Genomic DNA, 18,322 nt, shown 5'->3' with positions numbered 1-18,322 from the left:
ACTAAGGCCTGACTGATGGCCGGTTCTAGGCCATTGAGCTTGCTATAGAGGGCAGGTCTAGAGACCCCGATGAGCTTCTCCAGGGCTTTGTAAGCCGCACTCACCGACGGATGAATACCACTGACCACCAGGCTCATCAATCCCACGATGCTAGAAAATAACAGCTCTCGGGTGTACTGCCGCTCAGCCGTCTGCTCAAATAATGCATCTAACTTCTCGGGAGCAAAGATTCGTTCCATCAGCGCTCGCATCATGACGCTTGGCGGGCTGGCTTCGACAAATTGCTCAAATAGCGCGTTTATCATAGGACGCTAACTCATCAACTCTAAGCGGCCAGGGGTAACGTCTTTAGCTTATTCAATTGACCACGCTAGTACGAATGCTCACCTTAACAGGGGTAATGTTGAGTCGTACGAAGAGACCGAGGACGGTCTGATTCTGAGCGTAGAAGCCCACAGTGACGCCGCGAGGTGCCCCCGTTGTGGGACTCTGAGCCGTCATCTGCACCAGAATCATGGCTATTTGGTCCGTGACCTCCCCATCAGTCACTACCGCAAGACCTGGTTACGGGTTAATCGCCGCCAGTTTAAGTGTTCTACGTGCGGGAAACCCTTCAGCGAGGACTTCGAGTGTGTTGGGGTTCGTCGGGTTTACACCGACCGGTACGCCGAGGAGGTGGTGGCTGATTTAATTCACAGCGATACGGCCAATGTGGCGCGACAGCATGGGTTGAGCGAAGACATCGTCTGGTCGATGGTGGAGTATGTGAGCGCAAAAAAGTCTGTATTGATGTGAGCGGATTGCAGCGCTTGGGCATTGACGAAATCGCGCTGCGTAAAGGTCACAAGGATTTTGTTGTGGTCTTGAGTGACCTTGACACCCATCGCTTGATTGGCATGGCTCCGTCGCGTACCCATGCCGCGATTGAAGCCGTGCTGAACACCTGGGGCACTGACGTCCTCTCGAACGTTGTCGAAGTTAGCATGGATCTCTCCGGCAACTACCGGGGTTTAGTCCGTCGTCTCATGCCTCAGGCCGACATTGTCGCCGACCGATTCCACGTCATGAGCCTGGTCAATCAGGAACTGAATCAAGCCCGTAATGCCTTGCGACGCTCACCTGATGACTTACCAGACGGCGTTACTCCCGAGGAGGCTAAAGCGGCCCTTAAAGCCAGTAAGTACGCGCTCCTCAAGCCGAAAGCTCATCTCACCGATACTCAGCGCGATAAGCTCGCCGAGGTCATCGCTGTCTCCCCTAAACTCACGTTAATGCATCAGTCCAAAGAAGACTTTAGGGAGCTGTTTGATGCTGAGTCCTGGTTTCAAGCCCTACCGGACGTCCTCGACTGGATGAAGGCGGCGAAACCACTCTATCCAAACGCTGTAGCGACCATAAGACGATGGTTTGGGGAAGTTCTCCACTTTGAGCTCCGCACGACCAGCGGTGTCGTCGAGGGCATCAACACTCGCTTGAAGTTGATTAAACGCTCTGGCTACGGATTCACCAATTTTGAGCGATTCCGCCTCCGCTGCCTCATCTGCTGGCACTTTTCTCCTACCGCTGCATAGTAATCCCAGAAGAGCCATAAATAACAAGCCAGAGTTGATTGACGGTCAGCTGATTGTGGGCAACTCCCTAATTGGCAGTCAGCTCTTGCTGAGGCAGATCCCTCAGGGCTGGATAGCAGATGCTGCGATCGCACTGGTCCCAATCGAAACCTGGTTCCAAGCCCTCGCCGCAGGCTATGACCTCACTCTTCCTCTAACAGGTTTCCATCTTGAAGTACTCAGCCATCTAGAGAAGCAGGCCGCTGACGTTGAATTCATGCCAGAAGACTTGCAGGCAGGTCGAACTTTGATTTGCTCCATAAAAATACAGCGAGTCAAAGGGCAGTCATCGAGCCATCATTCAACTTTAGCCAATCGCATCCATAATTTTGAACATTGGCAGGTACATCGATATCAGAATGGAACCTACCATTCCCCCCAGCACAATAATCATAATCGGCTCCATCACGCTGGTCAGGGCCTTCACCGCCTGCTCCACCTCATCCTCATAAAAATCAGCGACCTTCATCAGCATTGCATCCAGTTCTCCGGTCTCTTCCCCAATGCTGATCATTTGAATAGCCATGGTCGGAAAGACGGCATGCTTTTGAAGCGCCAGACTGATCATGCCGCCGCCCTGCACGTCCTTACGGGCATCGTCTACGGCCTCAGCGATCACCTGGTTACCAGCTGTATCTCGCACAATTTCTAGGGCCGTTAGAATAGGCACCCCCGATTTCGACAGTGAACCAAAGGTGCGACAGAAACGAGCCGTAGCCGTTTTCTGAATCAAATCACCAAACAGGGGCATTTTGAGCGATAGACGGTCAATCACCCGACGCCCATTGAGGGTGGCGTAGTATCGCCGGTAGGCAAAGCCCGCGGCCGAAATTCCCGCTATCATGAAGACCCAATTCAGGGGCTGACGCAAAAAGCGGCTGATCATCATCATGACCTGAGTGAAAACCGGTAGGTCAGCCCCTAGGTCTTCAAACATATCAGCAAAGATCGGCAGCAAAAACACCGTCATACCGACAAAGATAATTACGGCCAAAAAACCCACCGTAACCGGATAGGCCATAGCCGACTTGATCTGGTTCTGTAACCGGGCTAGGTCTTCTAATAGTTTGGCCAGGCGGTTCAGCACCTCATCGAGCACGCCACCAACTTCCCCAGCCTGAATCAAAGCCACATAGAGGTTGTCAAAGCAGGCCGGATGCTTACGCATAGCATCCGATAGGTTGGTGCCCTGCTGCACATCGGCATTAATTGCCAGCAGCGCCTTCTTCAGCTTGGGGTTAGAGCAGTCATCTGCCAGTACCCCCAATCCCCGGACCAGGGCTACCCCAGCATTAACTAGGGCCGCAAACTGCCGAGAAAAGATGGCCTTATCTTTCACGGTCACCTTGGTCATGGAGGTTTTTATACTCTCCAGGTCAAGGTTAAACCCGGATTCCTCCTTCAGGTCCATCACGTAGAGGCCCTGGTCTTTAAGAAGATTACGGGCATCGCTAGGAGTCTCAGCAGAAATGCGCTCTTTGCGCTGGGCTCCGCTGGTATCGCGACCAATGGCAACGTAGGTAGGCATAGCTCAATGGCTCAGTGGCTTAAAGTACTGCAATTATAGCGATGGGTTCGGTTTGCCGAACCCGCTAGATCTACCCGAACTCGCGTGATTTGTGCTTAGAACCGCTAGTGGCGACCTGCCGCGGCCCCTTGACGAGCAGCGGCATTGGGTGTCGGTGCTCCCCCAATCAGTCGCTGCAGTTCGTCGGGGCGAGAGGTCTTAGACATGGCCGCCTCAAAGGAAATTGTGCCTGCCTTATACAGGTCAGCTAGCACTTTCTCCAGGGTTTGCATAGCCAGCTTACCCCCAGTTTGGATGGCACCATAAATTTGAGGGGTTTTGCCCTCTCGAATCATGTTGGCAATAGCTGGAGTAATCACCATAATTTCCTGGGCCATAATGCGGCCATATTCACCCGGCTTGACATTCGCCTTAGGCACCAGGGTTTGACTTAACACCGCCACTAGAGAGCCCGACAGCTGTACCCGAATCTGCTGCTGCTGTTCAGGGGGAAACACATCGATCATACGGTCAACGGTTTGGGCGGCCGAGCTGGTGTGCAGAGTACCAAACACAAGGTGACCAGTTTCTGCGGCTGAAATGGCCAGAGAAATCGTCTCTAGGTCTCGCATCTCACCGACCAGAATGACGTCAGGGTCTTCGCGCAGGGCGGCGCGCAGGGCATTGGCAAAGCTCTTGGTATCTTCCCCAATCTGGCGTTGGTGAATCAGACTCTTAATGGGTTCGTAGACAAACTCGATCGGGTCTTCAACGGTAAGAATATGCTCGGGTCGAGTCAGATTGATGTTGTTGATCATCGAAGCCAGGGTGGTCGACTTACCAGATCCAGTTGGCCCTGTTACCAGAATGAGCCCGCGCGGCTTCTCCGATAGCTCTCGAACAATGTTGGGTAACCCTAGCGTATCCATGCTGGGAATTTTGGAGCTAAGCGCTCGCAAACAGGCCGCGTAAGTACCTCGGTCTTTATAGACGTTGACCCGAAAGCGAGCCAGGCCTTTGACGCCGTAGGAGCAATCGAGTTCCCAGGTTTGCTCTAGCTGCTTACGCTGCGTGTTGTTGAGCATGCTAAAAATTAGCCGCTGACACGACTCAGGAGTCATCGGCTCATGCTCGGTAGGGGTCAGCTTGCCGCTAATGCGGATATAAGGGGGCAAACCCGCCGATAGGTGAAGGTCAGAGCCGCCTCGCTCAATGACCTCTTCCATTAAGTCTTCAATCATCAATTCCATAGAATTACCTCACGGGGGTTTAAGGAATGTAAAGGAATGCAGCGTTAGAGCAGTTTAAGCGAAGTCAAAAAAACAGTTAGTGCCCCAAGGCCCAGTGCTGGTAACAAGATGCCCATTTTGAAGCGAAATGCTGTCAAGAGCATGAGCCAACAACTCGCTAATCTTGGAAACGAGGGGTGAGGCAGTAGGGACAATCGAGCCAGTCTTGCTGAAGCTCGGCTGCACAGCAGGCACAGGTTAGAGAAGCTTTGCGCTTGGCTTTGAGCTCTGCTTCTAAGCCGGTATCGGTAAAGGTCACCCGTTCTACCTCATCAAGGGTGGTGTATCCCTGTCGCACCAGATTTAGACTATAGGCCAGCAGGGTCTGCATGCCGTCTTCTACCGCAGCCTCTTTAATAACCTCGGTAGGTGCCCCCTCAGAAATTAGCTTTTGCAGCCGCTCAGTGACTCGCAGTACTTCGTATACCCCAACCCGACCTTTGTAGCCACCGCCCTGGCAGAGCGGGCAAAGAATGTTGTTTTCTTTAGCGGCGGCAATCTCTTCGGCCGTCAGCGTATTGGCTTTGTAGAAAGTGATATCGGCCTCAGAGGCGGCGGCGAGGCCAAAGTGCGCTAGCTCTTCGTGGCTGGGATGATAGGCAATCCGACAATCAGAGCAGACTTTCCGCACCAGACGCTGGGCCAGCACCCCAATCAGAGCGCTAGAAACCATGAAGGATTCAACCCCCATTTCATCCAGGCGGGCGATCGCGCCAGCCGCATCGTTAGTGTGCAAGGTAGTCAAAACTAGGTGCCCGGTCAGGGCCGCTTCGATCGCCGTTTTGGCCGTTTCGCGATCGCGGGTTTCCCCCACCAGAATGACATCTGGGTCTTGGCGCAAAAAGGCGCGCAAAATGGAGGCAAAATCCATTCCTTTTTCCCGAATCACCTGCACCTGGGTCAGACCTGGCAGCGTATATTCAATCGGGTCTTCGGCGGTACTGATGTTAATGCCGGGGTCGTTGCGCTCTGAGAGAACTGAGTACAGGGTAGTGGTCTTACCTGAACCCGTGGGTCCTGTTACTAGCAGCAGGCCAAAGGGGCGAGAGGCCATATCCTGCACAATCCGCAGCGAGTCAGGATCGGTGATCAGCTTGTCGAGGCCGAGCTGAGTAGCGGAGTTGTCGAGAATTCGCAGTACAACCTTTTCACCGCAGCGGCTGGGTAGAGTATTGACCCGAAAGTCGACCTTGCGGCCCTGAAATACCCGCCGAATCCGGCCATCTTGGGGTGCTCGACGCTCAGCAATATCTAACTCAGCAATAATTTTAAAGCGAGCGGTAACGGCGGGGATAATCTTTTTGGGCATTTTTGGCAGAGCTTCTTTAAGCACGCCATCTTTGCGAAAGCGCACCCGCAGGAATTCTTCCTGCGGCTCGATGTGAATATCAGAAACGCCTTCCTGCAGCGCCTTAGCTAGAATCTTGTTGACCAGGGCAATCACCGGAGCCGCACCAGCGTCTTTGAGGGCAGCTCCCAGATCGGCCTCTTCGTCAATAACGTCTTCTAGGCTGCCCTCGCCAAAATCGAGTTCTTCGAGGCTGGTATTAACGTCTACAGCGGCGTCCAGCTCTTCTTTCTTCTGCTTAGCAACGGCATCGTCTAAATAAGTCGACATCAACCGCTGATAGTCTTCAACGGTGATGACCATGCGCTTGAGAGCCAAATTTTGAGGCCGCAAAATACGGTTTAGGTCGTCCTGAGCCTCTAGGTTCTCGGGGGCGACCATGGCCACCAGCACTGAGGCAGCATCGCCGCCGTCCTTAGACAAGGGCACTAGACGATGACGGCGACAGATATCAACTGGTACCAGGGTATCGATCAGAGAGCCAATCTGGGCCGGGGAGATATTGTCAAGTTCAGGATCCAGCGACTCTACGCCGTAAAGAATCTTAAGCTCGAAGAGCTGCTGCTTTTTATACTGACGCAGTAGTTCGGGGGAGAGCTGCTGACCGGTGAGAGATTCAAGTACATCAGTTAGCGACTGCCCGCTTTTGCGGCTCTCTGCCAAGGCCTTTTGCATCTGCTCAGAGTCAACATAGCCCGATTGAATGAGCTGGTTGCCGAAGGGCGAAAAGCTCCGTTGGAGTACCAGAGCTCGTCGGGAGGAGGAGGAATTAGTCATAGCGCTGATGCCAAAATACTGATGTGAAGAAGGCCTGAACCCAATCCTATGCAGGCAGTATGCCCTAAACGGGAGGCTGTACCTCCTAATTAGGGCGATCGCAAGCCCTACCCGCGTTGACCCCGTAGTCTCGATAATACCCTTATCCAATTTATCTGCACCACGCCAGTGGGATGCTGGGCCAGCCTGTCGCTAGAGATCGGCAGGGCAAACACATCCTCTGGTGGAAAGTAGCCGAACGGGGTAGTTATTGTTCCGTACAGCTTGCAGGCGTTTAGCCCCTTGACAGAGCAAGAACTTAGTTGGAATAATAAAAGACTGTGTTTATGCGCTCGGATCAGGTTCCCAAGGCTAACGCCTCCCTGCGTGGAGCCCCAACTCTGGGGTCAGTTGGCACCTGTACGGCGGTTATGAGGTACAAAGTTAATGACGTACGCAATTGTTGAAGCTGGGGGCAAGCAACTCCGGGTAGAGCCGGGTCGCTTCTACGATATTGACCGCCTCGCCCTAGAAGTTGATGACGAGGTAACCCTAGAGCGGGTACTGTTTGTCGACAACGATGGCGAAGCTTTAGTGGGTCAGCCTGTAGTAGACGGGGCAACCGTGACCGGCAGTGTGGTCAGCCACCTGCGGGGCCGCAAAATCATCGTCTACAAGATGCAGCCCAAAAAGAAAACCCGTAAAAAGCAGGGCCACCGCCAAGAGCTCACTCGAGTAATGATCAACTCCATTCAGGTGAACGGTAAAGCGATTGCAGGTGAAGTCGCTGCTCAGGCTGACCCAGCAGCAGTTGAGGCTGAATAGCTAAGCGATGCGCCTCAAAATAAAGTGCCAGCTAGAATAGTTACTCCACAATGGATTCCCGCCTGCGCGGGAACGACGTTGGGACTTTATTAACTTTCGAGTCCCTAGGCACTCCCATCTCGCGCTAAATTGAACAGTAGGTAGGTTAAGGACGACACAGCCATGGCTCACAAGAAAGGTACAGGTAGTACTCGTAACGGTCGCGACTCAAACGCTAAGCGCTTGGGCGTCAAGCGCTATGGCGGCGAAACCGTGCGCGCGGGCAACATTCTGATTCGGCAGCGGGGCACTAAAATTCACCCCGGTGAAAACGTAGGTCGTGGTGGTGACGACACGTTGTTTTCATTGGTAGATGGCGTAGTTACCTTTGAACGTCGCGGCAAGAGCGGCAAGAAAGTCAGCGTCTACCCTGCCGCCGCCGCTGTAGCTGCTGTATAAGTCTACTTCTTAAAGACCGAGTGGCCACCATTGAGTTGTGCAGAAAACCCTGTGTAACCAAGGTGCTCGGTCTTTGGTTTATCCAACAAAAAAGCTCCTCAACATTGAGGAGCTTTTTTGTTGGATAAACTGCTGGTTAGTCGAGGTAGCCCATCAGAATGGAGGTCGGAGGATCTACCTCATCGTTGGGGGCAATGGGGCGATCGCCGGGCAGCGTGTGAATATCGGCAATGTGCAGGTGGCTGACAGCGACCGGGCGGTGACCAGGCAACGTATCGACGGTCGAAATCTCAAAGGTGTTGGCACCAATGGGGCGAGTGCCAGCGCGATCGAGGGTGCCTACAATCTCAAAGGTGCCCAGGGCAATGGGGCGGTGGTTAGGTAGGCTATCGGTTTCGACAACACGTGTGTTGTCAGCTAGCACCATGACATCGCTGTCCTTCGAGCTAGCCTTTACGATTCCGCCACCATCCGAGGTATTGCGCTTGGTGCGGCTGCCCCGAGTAGAGCGGGTGGTTTCTTTCTCGGGGGTATCGGCACTACCAGTGCTAGAGTCGTTGGTCGTAGTCATAGGGAAAGAGTCCTTATTGCTTCAAACAGCCGCCTAAGGGGCGAAATGTTGGGGTAACTGTGAAAGGAAGTTAATAATCTAGAGTCTGCCTGGGCGCATGCTGCCAACGGGCAACCCCCGCCATAAACAGAACTATTAAGTAAATATTATACTTTGATGGTTGCTCTATCGAGTTTACGAAAGATTATTAGCCACATAAGGGATTTATACACGGCGACGGCTGCACCTTCGTTTGTCTCCTTGAAAAGGGAACAGGGTCTAAGCCCGCCCATAGCCCCCATACCCATACCAATGATCTATAATTGATTTAAGTTCGCTTTAGGGGGCTGTAACGGTTTCGACGTTTTGACGAAAGTCACGCTGTGATACAGGCCGAGAGGGAGTCTACTCTCGCAAATCAAGGCTCAAAACAAACGTAACTGCGAACACTATCGTTCCTTTTGCTCGTAAAGCTGCACCTGTTGCCGCTTAATCTAAACCTCGTTTAGATCTAACTTAGTTAGCGAGCGTTCATAGTTTGACTCCGTTAAGAGCTATGGACAAACCCCAACGGATGCTTTAATGAACCTCCTCTGGTGGATTCATTGACTAAGACTTAGCCAGAGAATCCCGCCGTCCGGGACAAGTGGCGGTTCCTGCCCCGAGGGTTAGACGGGCTAAGCCTGTGAATGAGTGGTGTGTTAATACTCAGAGCGGACACGGGTTCGACTCCCGTCAGCTCCATTCTTAGCCAAATAAAGACCCAGATGAGGCGCTGACATCCCCATCTGGGTTTATTTTTATTTGGCCACAGTATAAATTCTGTGTTCGATTATTAAATATCTTTCCATCTGAGAGACCCAGTGTTGGGTCTCTTTTTTCATTTGCCTATACTGAATAAGCAGCCTGGTCGAAGGCTGTGTTGCCCTCAGAATAAGCTATTGAGCGAATGCTACTCCAGCTTCGTCACTATTTATCCAATCTATTCAGAACAATGCGGTTTCCCATCTTGCCTTATCTTTATCAACCCGTCTTTTGTCGCAACTACAAAACTATCTATAACCCTTGGCGGTTTTGGTATTTACATCAGGTGCGCTTTCTAGAGCGCTGCTGGCTGCGAGAGTATCGGTCTGAACAACAGCACAACCCTTAACAGCAACTCTATTGCCAACGTCCATGGGGTAGGACAGGTTCGACGTAGGGGTATTGCACTGCAATGCCCCCAGAGCATTATCGGTACAGTATGGCTAAGAACTCGGTTTCTTCGTCGCTGCTCTAACGACAAGACTTGCACTCTGGCCCAGAAACCCGGTTTCTGTACCGATGTTCTAGGAAATAACTAGGGCTTCAAGGTTTTTGTCAAGAAATAGAGATCCCAGTACCTGTGGATTGAGACACTAGACCGTTTTGAGCGGCGCAAACACCGTTAGCGCTTGGGGTAAGCACTCAAAGATCACTGGGTTGGCTTCTAAAATTTCACCGTCAATTACCAGCTTTTGGGGTGGGTCGGTAGTGATTTTGAGTCGATTGGTACGCAGGCAGGTAATGTCATCCCGCTGGGTAGGGTTGCCCCAAGCAGCGGCAGCTACGAGAGAAGCCAGGGCGTTAATACCCTGCAGGCGGGTGGTGCTGGTGGCGATGGTCACTTCCAACAGCCCGTCGTCAGGAATGACTTCGCCCAATCCCTGAGCTAGTACGGAGGTGGGTGGAGCCACATTGGCTACGGTAATGGCGTTTGTCGTCACTGTAGACTCTTTGCCTTCAATTTCGAGGGTGGCTGTAAAGGCTTCAGCGGCGGCCAGCTGCCGCACCCCAGAGAGCACGTAGGCTAGGTTGCCCAGTTCATTTTTGAGCTGGCGGCTGGCACCGTCGACCATGCCAGCCTCAAACCCTACTCCGGCCAGCAAAATCATGGGGATATCGTTGCAGCGGGCGGCGTCAATAACGTGGGTGTTGCCCGCCAAAATGGTTTCGCAGGCGGATCGTAAGTTGGTAGGTATGCCCAACCCCACTGAAAAGGCGTTGGCTGTACCCCGAGGAATAATGCCTAGCGGAATGCCAGTATTCATGGCGGCCCCGGCTACTGCCGACACAGTGCCGTCGCCGCCAGAGGCAATGATCAGGCTGCGCCCCATATCGTGCTCTTTTTTGGAGAGCACATGGTCAATAATCTCCCGCGCCTGCTCTGCGGGATCGAGGTCGACCTGGGTAGTAATTACATTGACCATGATCTGCGGCTCTAGCACCTCTTTGATTAGGGCTAGGTCAGTGTTGGGGTTGCCCTGCCCTGCCACTGGATTGAAGATCAGGTAGGCGATTTGGCTTTCGGCAATGCCCCTTAGCAAAAGCGTGGCTGATACATCATTGAGGGCAATGGGGATGCCTTGAATTTGGCAGGCTCGCAAAACCAGCGTGAAGCTGGGGAAGCTGGTCGCGATCGCCTCTGGGTCGGCAAAGAAGATGACCCCAGCCACATTACCGGCCAAAATGTGGGCACCTAGCTCGATATCGCCCCCTTGGCTGGCATCTTTGAGGGTTACTAAATCAATAGTATTGATATCCCAACCTTGTTCGATGCCCTGGGCCACATTTAGCGGGGCCATGATCTGAAAGTGGGTTAGCACACCGTGGTGCTTCGAGAGCCAGTCTAAAAGGGTATCTACTCGGCTGGGATGGGCGAGAACAGCGAGGGTGCGGGGCATGGGAAGATCTTAATAGTTCACCAATGCTAGCATTCTGCCTTGTAGTTCGAGGGTGTTAGTTGCCGTCGATTGGCAAGGTATCGGCACTACTGATCGCGAGCTGTGCCACGGTGGTTTGCCAGTCGCTAATCAGCATGGGTGACCACAGCCAGTGGAGGGCTAGTGCGGTGGGGTTGACCATGGCTGGGGCTAGGGTCAGGGTTTGCAGGTAGTAGCTCTCAGCCTGCTGCTGCAAGGGCGATCGCTCCCCAGGCACAATCGTGATATCGCTTTCGTTTTGGTAGGCCATAGCCAGGCCAGCGTAGGCATTGACGGTGATTGGGTTAGCGACCTGGGGGCCTGCCTCTAGATCAATATCGCGGCGCTGGGCCTGGTCAATGGCGATCGCCCGCTCCCAGGCTTGAATAGCTTCGCTGTAGTCGCCCAGGGCATAGTGGGCAAACCCCAGACCGACCCAGGCTTCGAGAAAATCGGGGCGACTGTCGATGGCCATTAGCCAGGCCCGCATGGCATCGTTAGGGCTGGTGCCAATAGCCGGATCCGCGACCATTTGCTGCCAGGCTAGACGACCCCGCACGTAGGCGATATCTGGATCGTCTAGCTGGGATTCAGAGGCGGTGGTCAAGGCCGATGCAGCAGTGGCCAGATCGGTGCGGTCTAGCATCTGCTCAATTAGGGTTCTGGCGGTGGTGGTGCGATCGAGGGCCAGGGCATTGATGGCGCTAGTCAGCAGGGCCGTGTCAGTGGTGGGATCGGTGATTTCGTCACCACTGGCTACGGGGAGATCGGTCGCGATGGGTGACGGGGTGGGCCGATTGAGCACTGATAGGGTGATGATGGCTAGACCCAATACAGCGCCTAGTCCAGCCAGGCCCAAACTGCCCCACACCAAAAGATTTGAGGGTATAGACCAGCGGCGTTGAGGCGGCCAAAGCGGGGCTGAGGCGGCCTCCTCAGCAGCAGGGACTGAGGGCGGCGGGTCGAGCGGCGGTGGTGTCGACTGACGAGCCCTATGATCGGCCTCTGACTGGGGCAGCAGGTTTTCGGCGGGGTCGGCGGATAGGGGGCGATCGCTGGAGCGCGTAGGTTGAGAAAGTTGCTGCACTAGATCGGTCACGGCAGCGTTTGCCCCTGCCGACTCGGGCGGATCCGTTTCCTGTAGCCAGTCGTAGAGAGGGGGGGCAGTGCGATCGCTGGGGCGATTCGCAAGGCGATTCGTTTCGGAATCGCTGACTTGACGGGTCAGTATTTCGGCGGCTAGGCCAGCGATGTCGGGATCAGTGCTGTAGTCGGGCAGCATCAGGGCGACTTCGGTCAGGTCTTCCTCGTCAAAGTCGTCGATGCCGTTGAGCGTGGTGTTGGAGGGCTCTCGTGCGTATAAATAGCCGTCAAAGTCGGGCCGCAGGTAGAGCAGCGGCAGCATCCAGAAGGGTTGGTCTGAGCCGTAGGCCGACATCAGCCCCTGACGCACTCGGCTGAGGCAGAGGTCGATGGGGTGCCCCTGGTGCAGGTTGCGGTACAGCAGCTGGGTAAAGGTGAGAGCCACATCGTCGGGAATGCGATCGGCCATAGCGATCACCCCAGGCACCCCCCGGTTGACCAAAGCCTGCACCAGGTTTTGGTCGCGCCAGCCCGCCTGGGCGTCATCCTGGTGGGTGTAGGCCCCTCGGCAGGAGTTAAATACCGCCAACCGAATGCCGTTATTGACCAGCAGACCGGCCAAGTCTTCGCCACTCAGCCTATCGCTGAGGCCGGTCTGGCGGTTAACCAAAAATAGGTCGCCGCCGGTTTCGCCCGCATCGCTGTGGCCAGCGTAATGGAAAACCTGAAAACTTCCCTGTTCTAGGGCCTGCACCAGCTCAGGCCGCCCCGGCTGCTCCAAAATGGTGACTGCCAGGGCGAGATGGCCAGGGTCAGCGGTTTGTAGACTCTCCATCAGGCTCTGGACCTCCTGGCGCAAGGCCAGTCGATCTTGATCGTCGGGGGCAGAGATAACTACCAGCACGCGCAGGGGAATGCTGGCTGGGGCCAGGGGAGCCATCGCGGCCAGGTCAGATACCGTCTGGCTTTGATAGTAGCGGCACAGCGTAACGTCGAGGCCGGTGGCCAGGGGGCGATCGTCACCGTAGAGCAGTTCCCAGGGCAGGCGCTGCAACCGGCTGTCTTTTACCCCCAGGCGCAGGCGCAGGGGCTGGCGTCGGTTTTGGGCGACGCCCTGGGCGGCCACCCAGCTATCGCGAATGCGGTCCTGAAAAATGCCTTGGTAGAGGGCCTGACCCAGCTGAGTCCAGGGACTGTCGCCCCGAGGGGGAGTAAGCGGGAGGCTGTCGGGGTGATGGGCAGCCGGATTGGCTAGCAGAGCGTGTAGCGGATCTTGAAATAGGGCCTCGGCCTGGGCCAGCCAGGTTTCTAGGGGCCAGGTAACCTGGGCTTCGGCCAGGGGAACGCCAGTGGCCACAGCTTCGGTACGTAGCCAGTAGGTATCGGCCCCCGAGACGGGGGTAATTGAGATTTGAAATTCCTGGATCACAGCCTGAGTCACGGGCAGTAGGGGTGGTCTTCTTTCACGGTAGCTTGCTGAACACATCTCGGGGCTAGGGGTGGCAGGTTGTTAATAAACTCTGGCGCGATCGCCCAGGGGCGAGGGGGATGGCGTTATGATGGCTTGTCTTTATTGCTTATCTTTATTTACAGAGGCCTGGTGGCAAATTCCTGGCGTAATTTTAGTTTTCTACGACGTTTAAATTTGAATCGGCGTTTCTTTAAGTTGCCCACTGGCGCTGGTAAAAAAGCGGCCTGGCGATCGCTCAGCCTGGGCCTTGTAGGTGCCGCCGCATTAGTCACCGCTGCCCCGGCCCCTGGCGAAATTATTTCGGTGGGGCTAGATGGGCTAGATCTGCCGCCCATGACCGAGGCCGACCAGGCCCGACTGGAGACGCTGCTGAACGTACAGCAGCTAGACGTACTCAGCACTTTCAGCCCCGATCGCACCACCCTGGTTGTGGCCGTCAGTAGCCGCATGTTTCCAGAGGAGCGACGGTTGCACTTTCTCAACATTCGCACGGGGGAGCTAAGCGATGCCCTAGCGTTGGAATACGATTTGATCAGCCCTGACCTGCCGCTGCGGTGGATCGACAACGACACCCTGCGCTATGTGCAGCAGGACGCCTACGGGCCGTGGGAAATTATTACCCTGAACCGGGAGACCGAAATTGCCTCGCGCACCCGCGTTTACCCCACGCAGCCCGAGGATGGGGAGGTGCTGGGCATGGCCCCCGATTTTTCTAAGTTTGCGGTGCGGGTCTACGGCGAAACCGAAGACATTATCTACATTGTGTTTTTGCCTTCGCTGCGGCGGCTAGAGGTGGCACGCCTGCCCGAAAATTTAGAGATTCGGTCCCCGGCCTGGTCGGCTAATGGGTCTCAGGTGGCGCTGGTGATGGCATCGGGAGAAGAGCGGCGACTGTACGATCGCACCCCCAATGCCGCTAGCTTGGTCAACCCGGTGGTGCAAGATGCCCTGGGCCGTCTGGATCCCGGCGACAATCCCTTTTACCAACACAGTACCGTGCGGGTGTTTGACTTTTCGCGGCCCGAGCCGCTGCGACTGGAGCTAGCAGCCTCAGCCCACGGCGGCGACCCTTTTGCTGGGGCCAGCCTGAGCGCCGATGGCCGTCGCCTGCTGGTCAAGCGCTATCGACCTAGCTTGGTGGTCGGGCGCAGTTATCCGTCCTACGCTTTTCCTGAATCGGCCTACTTTGAGCTGTACGACCTGGAAGGCACTCGGCTAGATACGATCGCAGCCGATCCGCTGCGGGGGCCAACGGAGTCGGCCGGGCAGTTTTTAGGGGACGATCGCCTGCTGTTTTGGGGCGCTGAGGGGCTAAACCGTCACCTGTATGTGTACGACTTGAGCGATGGTCAAAGACCGGTCTCCGAGAGCCAAAGCACCCTCATTCCCCTGCCGCTGCCACTGGGATCTGTGGATCCAGGATCGATTGTGGCTACGGAAAATGGGAACACCATTGTCTACGGTTTTTCGTCGGTGACGCAGCCGCCGGAGCTATTTACAATTGACGTCGCCGCAATGTTGGCTGGGGAGGGAACGCCGCGATCGCTGACCGCCATTAATGCAGCTGTGGCCGAGAGCAATCGAGTGCGCGTGGATGCCGTGAACTTTACCACCGGCCAGGGCGATCGCCAGGGTTTTCTCATTCAGCCTGCGGGTAGCCCCTTTCCACCCCAGAGGATACCCATTGTGCTGTGGCAGCAGGGGGGGCCGGGGTTCTCTATGACCCACGAGTTTGCTACCGAAGTCGAAATGCCGCTCAACCTGCTGCCTAACTTTGGCCTGGCGGTGCTGGTGGTGCCGCTCTCGGGCCGAGAAGGCTTTGGCCCCGAGCTGTACAGCGCCCTGGCCGACGGGCAAAACTTTGGCCATATTGACATTCAAGAAGGGGCTGACATCATTGGCCAGATGATTCAGCGGGGGTGGACAACGACGGCCCAAGTTGGGGTAACGGGCTGCTCCTATGGGGGCTATTATGCGGCCCAGCTGATTGCTCAATTTCCGCAGTTGGTAGCTGCCGCCAACCCTCAGTGCTCGCTGCTCGATACTCTGACCGAGTGGCAGCTGGGCTATTCGTCGCTGTTGTCGTACCTGGTGGGGCAAACGCCGATGGAAGCCCCTAGCAGCTATATCCAGGCGTCGCCCTTGTACAATGCCGAGGCAATTCGCACCCCAACGCTACTGTTCCACGGCTCTGATGACTTTTTGCAGGTCGATGTAGCCCGCAACTTCCACGATGTGATTGACCTAGCCGACATTCCGGTAACGCTGTACGAGTTTGAGGGAGTGGGCCATAGCCTCTACGGGTCGGGCTATCAACCCCAGGCGGCGCAGCTACAAATTGAGTTTTTTCGGCAGTATTTGCGGCCCTAGCAGTCTGCCAAGCTAAAGTTGACGGGTTAGTGGGGGTTCAAGGTTTCAAGTTTCAGGTTCAAGGCCTGCCGTGGACCGTATACCCTAAACCTTGAACCCTCTTTGGGTGGGTGGGGCTAGGCCAGCGCTTTGCGCTTAAAGGTATCGACGCCAGCGTATTTGGCGCGATCGCCCAGTTCTTCTTCAATGCGCAGCAGCTGGTTGTACTTCGACAGGCGCTCGCCGCGACAGGGGGCACCCGACTTGATCTGACCGGTCATCGCGCCCACCACCAGGTCGGCAATGAAGTCGTCGGGGGTTTCGCCCGAGCGGTGGCTGACCATGCAGGTGTAGCCCGCCTCGTGAGACATTTTGATCGCCTCTAGGGTTTCGGTAATCGAGCCAATCTGGTTGACCTTGACCAGGGTCGAGTTGCCAACGCCGTCTTTAATCGCCTGGGCAATGATGGCGGGGTTGGTGACAAAGGCATCGTCACCCACTAGCTGAATGCGATCGCCCAGCCGCTGGGTCATGGCCTGCCAGCCCGCCCAGTCTTGCTCGCCGAGGCCGTCTTCGATCGAGACGATGGGGAACTGGTTGACCCAGCTTTCCCACAGGGCAATCATGTCGTCAGTGCTCTTACGGCTGTTGTCGGATTTGTAGAACAGGTAGCTGCCGTCTTCCTGGTACAGTTCGCTAACGGCGGGGTCGAGGGCGATCGCAATGTCGTCGCCAGGCTTGAGCCCAGCCTTCTCAATGCCCTTGAGAATCACCTCGATCGCTTCCACATTGCTCTTGAGGTTGGGGGCAAAGCCACCTTCGTCGCCGATGGCGGTGCTGTAACCCGAGGCCTTGAGCACCGACTTGAGGGCATGGTAGACCTCAGCCCCGTAGCGCAGCGCCTCAGAGAAGGTCGGTGCACCCACGGGCGCAATCATAAATTCTTGAAAGTCGACGCTGTTGTCGGCGTGGGCACCGCCGTTGATGATGTTGAAGCAGGGTACCGGCAGCAGTACCGAATCGGGGCCGCCCAGGTGCACGTAGAGGGGAACGTCGGCGGCGATCGACGCGGCCCGAGCCACGGCCATCGATACGCCAAGGATAGCGTTCGCGCCCAAAGTGCCTTTATTGTCGGTGCCGTCTAGGGCCAGCATTTTGTGATCAACGGCGGCGAGATCCATTGCGTCCATCCCCAGAATGGCCGGGGCAATGGCGTCGTTGACGTTGGCCACGGCCTTAAGCACGCCTTTGCCGCCGTAGACGGTCTTGTCGTCATCCCGCAGTTCCAGGGCTTCACGAATGCCGGTCGAGGCTCCGGAAGGCACGCCAGCTCGACCCTTTGCGCCCCCCTCCAGCACCACATCGACCTCAACCGTAGGATTGCCCCGCGAGTCGAGGATTTGCCTGCCATGAACCGATGTAATTGCAACCATAACCATTACTCCGTTGGTAATTCCATAGACCGCTGCGAACCCCGCTATTTTGAGCTGCTTGCGCTGAAGCGTCAAATTATCCTGTAGTATCCTACCGGGTGAAAGCCCTCTTCTAACGTCGCTTTGGCCACCGTTTGAGCCGTCAAGCGTGGCAGGATAGTAAAACTTATGGCTGTTGGTAAATGGAAAATACCGCTATTCCTAGCGATCGCATCGCTTCTTTGTATCAGCGGTATAGTTTACCCAATTATTAAATGGGCACAAGCCTCAGTCAGCTATGCAAGACTAGAGAATGCGCTTCAATCTTCAGATTGGGAAGCACGTTCATATGGTCCAGATGTGACAGACTACGAAAAAGTTGAAATGGCTTTCCGTGAAGTCACTGCAAGATCCGAGGAGATTTTTTCAATCAGTTTGGCAGAGGCAGAGCTAGGGCGACTCCCTACTCATTACTGGTTCATAGACGGGAGACTAGATGGAGAAATTCCGCCCTTCTCCGCCAACGCATTCTTCGCTCATGTTGAAAGCTGTAAGATGAATAGCAATTCCCAAACCATTCAATGATTTCAAGCCATGCACAGGCTGAGTTGTCGCTGAATTAAAGGTTGGTGGGCAGTGCCCACCCTACGGCTTTTTCAGGTCAGGAGTAGTCTTTTTCTTCAGCTACGTCGCCCTGTTCGTTGTGAACATAAAGTTCTGTTTTCTGGGCTTTGGCTTTTTCTTCGGCTTTGTGGACGACATCTGCTTTCTCTTGCCCCTGGGCAATGCGCTTTTGACTTTGGGTGGCAATCCAGCCTGTGCCATCAGGGATCAGGGGGGTGCATCCCAGTTATGCAATGAGCAATAATACTTAGTCTTGACCAGGTGCATGAACGTTAAGCTTTGAGCAGTTCAGCATAGGAACTTCATTCCCATGGATGCCGCCAAAGAAGCCCGTCTTAAA

The 18,322-nt window shown here is 55.2% G+C and carries 15 protein-coding genes, 1 other RNA gene and 1 pseudogene; 7 read left to right on the top strand and 10 right to left on the bottom strand.

Going from position 1 to position 18,322, the window contains the following annotated elements; genetic code table 11:
* Positions 1-305 (bottom strand): annotated as a pseudogene (locus IQ273_RS17065) (IS4/IS5 family transposase); the annotation flags it as partial.
* Between the two features lie 52 nt (positions 306-357).
* Complete coding sequence (locus IQ273_RS33765) at positions 358-516, bottom strand: hypothetical protein (protein WP_228053250.1); 159 nt, start codon at positions 514-516, stop codon at positions 358-360.
* 6 nt (positions 517-522) lie between these two features.
* Between IQ273_RS33765 and IQ273_RS33760 the strand changes: the two genes are divergently transcribed.
* Positions 523-795 carry a helix-turn-helix domain-containing protein gene (locus tag IQ273_RS33760; protein ID WP_255534551.1) on the top strand — a complete coding sequence of 91 codons (273 nt, stop codon included), beginning with the start codon at positions 523-525 and terminating at the stop codon, positions 793-795.
* The gene (locus IQ273_RS17050) at positions 792-1,571 is read left to right on the top strand and encodes an ISL3 family transposase (RefSeq protein WP_313898157.1); all 780 of its coding nucleotides are present in this window, start codon (positions 792-794) and stop codon (positions 1,569-1,571) included. The genes IQ273_RS33760 and IQ273_RS17050 overlap by 4 nt, the downstream gene beginning before the upstream one ends.
* 346 nt (positions 1,572-1,917) lie before the next feature.
* Here IQ273_RS17050 and IQ273_RS17045 read toward each other — a convergent pair whose 3' ends face one another.
* The 3 genes from IQ273_RS17045 to IQ273_RS17035 form a co-directional block, all read right to left on the bottom strand.
* Entirely contained in the window at positions 1,918-3,138 is a 1,221-nt protein-coding gene (locus IQ273_RS17045; protein ID WP_194024366.1) for a type II secretion system F family protein, read from the bottom strand.
* Between the two features lie 104 nt (positions 3,139-3,242).
* Positions 3,243-4,367, bottom strand: a complete 1,125-nt coding sequence (locus IQ273_RS17040) for a type IV pilus twitching motility protein PilT (RefSeq protein WP_194024365.1) — start codon at positions 4,365-4,367, stop codon at positions 3,243-3,245.
* 157 nt (positions 4,368-4,524) lie between these two features.
* Positions 4,525-6,531 (bottom strand): GspE/PulE family protein, encoded by a 2,007-nt coding sequence (locus tag IQ273_RS17035; RefSeq protein ID WP_194024364.1) that lies wholly within the window; start codon positions 6,529-6,531, stop codon positions 4,525-4,527.
* 426 nt (positions 6,532-6,957) lie between these two features.
* Here IQ273_RS17035 and rplU point away from each other — a divergent pair, with 426 nt between their 5' ends.
* Entirely contained in the window at positions 6,958-7,335 is a 378-nt protein-coding gene (gene rplU / locus IQ273_RS17030) for a 50S ribosomal protein L21 (RefSeq protein ID WP_194024363.1), read from the top strand.
* Positions 7,336-7,497: 162 nt separating this feature from the next.
* Positions 7,498-7,773 carry a 50S ribosomal protein L27 gene (rpmA, locus tag IQ273_RS17025; protein ID WP_194024362.1) on the top strand — a complete coding sequence of 92 codons (276 nt, stop codon included), beginning with the start codon at positions 7,498-7,500 and terminating at the stop codon, positions 7,771-7,773.
* Between the two features lie 136 nt (positions 7,774-7,909).
* Here the strand turns inward: rpmA and IQ273_RS17020 are convergent, their stop codons facing one another.
* Entirely contained in the window at positions 7,910-8,344 is a 435-nt protein-coding gene (locus tag IQ273_RS17020; protein ID WP_194024361.1) for a hypothetical protein, read from the bottom strand.
* A gap of 322 nt (positions 8,345-8,666) precedes the next feature.
* Here IQ273_RS17020 and ssrA point away from each other — a divergent pair.
* Positions 8,667-9,070: a transfer-messenger RNA gene (ssrA, locus tag IQ273_RS17015) on the top strand.
* Positions 9,071-9,720: 650 nt separating this feature from the next.
* Here ssrA and IQ273_RS17010 read toward each other — a convergent pair.
* Together IQ273_RS17010 and IQ273_RS17005 are read right to left on the bottom strand one after the other, a co-directional pair.
* Positions 9,721-11,025 carry a YegS/Rv2252/BmrU family lipid kinase gene (locus IQ273_RS17010; protein ID WP_194024360.1) on the bottom strand — a complete coding sequence of 435 codons (1,305 nt, stop codon included), beginning with the start codon at positions 11,023-11,025 and terminating at the stop codon, positions 9,721-9,723.
* A 55-nt stretch (positions 11,026-11,080) separates the two neighbouring features.
* On the bottom strand, positions 11,081-13,567 hold the full coding sequence (locus IQ273_RS17005; RefSeq protein WP_194024359.1) for a CHAT domain-containing protein: 2,487 nt from the start codon (positions 13,565-13,567) through the stop codon (positions 11,081-11,083).
* Positions 13,568-13,771: 204 nt separating this feature from the next.
* Here IQ273_RS17005 and IQ273_RS17000 point away from each other — a divergent pair, with 204 nt between their 5' ends.
* Positions 13,772-15,967: a S9 family peptidase gene (locus tag IQ273_RS17000; protein ID WP_228053246.1), complete on the top strand. Its 2,196-nt coding sequence runs from the start codon at positions 13,772-13,774 to the stop codon at positions 15,965-15,967.
* Positions 15,968-16,083: 116 nt separating this feature from the next.
* Here the strand turns inward: IQ273_RS17000 and eno are convergent, their stop codons facing one another.
* Positions 16,084-17,379 carry a phosphopyruvate hydratase gene (gene eno, locus IQ273_RS16995; protein ID WP_194024357.1) on the bottom strand — a complete coding sequence of 432 codons (1,296 nt, stop codon included), beginning with the start codon at positions 17,377-17,379 and terminating at the stop codon, positions 16,084-16,086.
* A gap of 168 nt (positions 17,380-17,547) precedes the next feature.
* Between eno and IQ273_RS16990 the strand changes: the two genes are divergently transcribed.
* Positions 17,548-17,943: a hypothetical protein gene (locus IQ273_RS16990; protein ID WP_194024356.1), complete on the top strand. Its 396-nt coding sequence runs from the start codon at positions 17,548-17,550 to the stop codon at positions 17,941-17,943.
* Positions 17,944-18,019: 76 nt separating this feature from the next.
* Here the strand turns inward: IQ273_RS16990 and IQ273_RS35825 are convergent, their stop codons facing one another.
* Positions 18,020-18,190: a DUF2188 domain-containing protein gene (locus tag IQ273_RS35825; protein ID WP_397198039.1), complete on the bottom strand. Its 171-nt coding sequence runs from the start codon at positions 18,188-18,190 to the stop codon at positions 18,020-18,022.
* Between the last annotated feature and the right edge of the window lie 132 nt (positions 18,191-18,322).

This window comes from Nodosilinea sp. LEGE 07298, assembly GCF_015207265.1.
Classification (GTDB): Bacteria; Cyanobacteriota; Cyanobacteriia; order Phormidesmidales; family Phormidesmidaceae; genus Nodosilinea.
This window is presented reverse-complemented; position numbering and strand designations above follow the sequence as displayed.

Coding starts and splice junctions, on each gene's coding strand:
- IQ273_RS33765 (WP_228053250.1), bottom strand. CDS start 516: ATGATTCTGGTGCAGATGACGGCTCAGAGTCCCACAACGGGGGCACCT.
- IQ273_RS17045 (WP_194024366.1), bottom strand. CDS start 3,138: ATGCCTACCTACGTTGCCATTGGTCGCGATACCAGCGGAGCCCAGCGC.
- IQ273_RS17040 (WP_194024365.1), bottom strand. CDS start 4,367: ATGGAATTGATGATTGAAGACTTAATGGAAGAGGTCATTGAGCGAGGC.
- IQ273_RS17035 (WP_194024364.1), bottom strand. CDS start 6,531: ATGACTAATTCCTCCTCCTCCCGACGAGCTCTGGTACTCCAACGGAGC.
- rplU (WP_194024363.1), top strand. CDS start 6,958: ATGACGTACGCAATTGTTGAAGCTGGGGGCAAGCAACTCCGGGTAGAG.
- rpmA (WP_194024362.1), top strand. CDS start 7,498: ATGGCTCACAAGAAAGGTACAGGTAGTACTCGTAACGGTCGCGACTCA.
- IQ273_RS17020 (WP_194024361.1), bottom strand. CDS start 8,344: ATGACTACGACCAACGACTCTAGCACTGGTAGTGCCGATACCCCCGAG.
- IQ273_RS17010 (WP_194024360.1), bottom strand. CDS start 11,025: ATGCCCCGCACCCTCGCTGTTCTCGCCCATCCCAGCCGAGTAGATACC.
- eno (WP_194024357.1), bottom strand. CDS start 17,379: ATGGTTGCAATTACATCGGTTCATGGCAGGCAAATCCTCGACTCGCGG.
- IQ273_RS16990 (WP_194024356.1), top strand. CDS start 17,548: ATGGCTGTTGGTAAATGGAAAATACCGCTATTCCTAGCGATCGCATCG.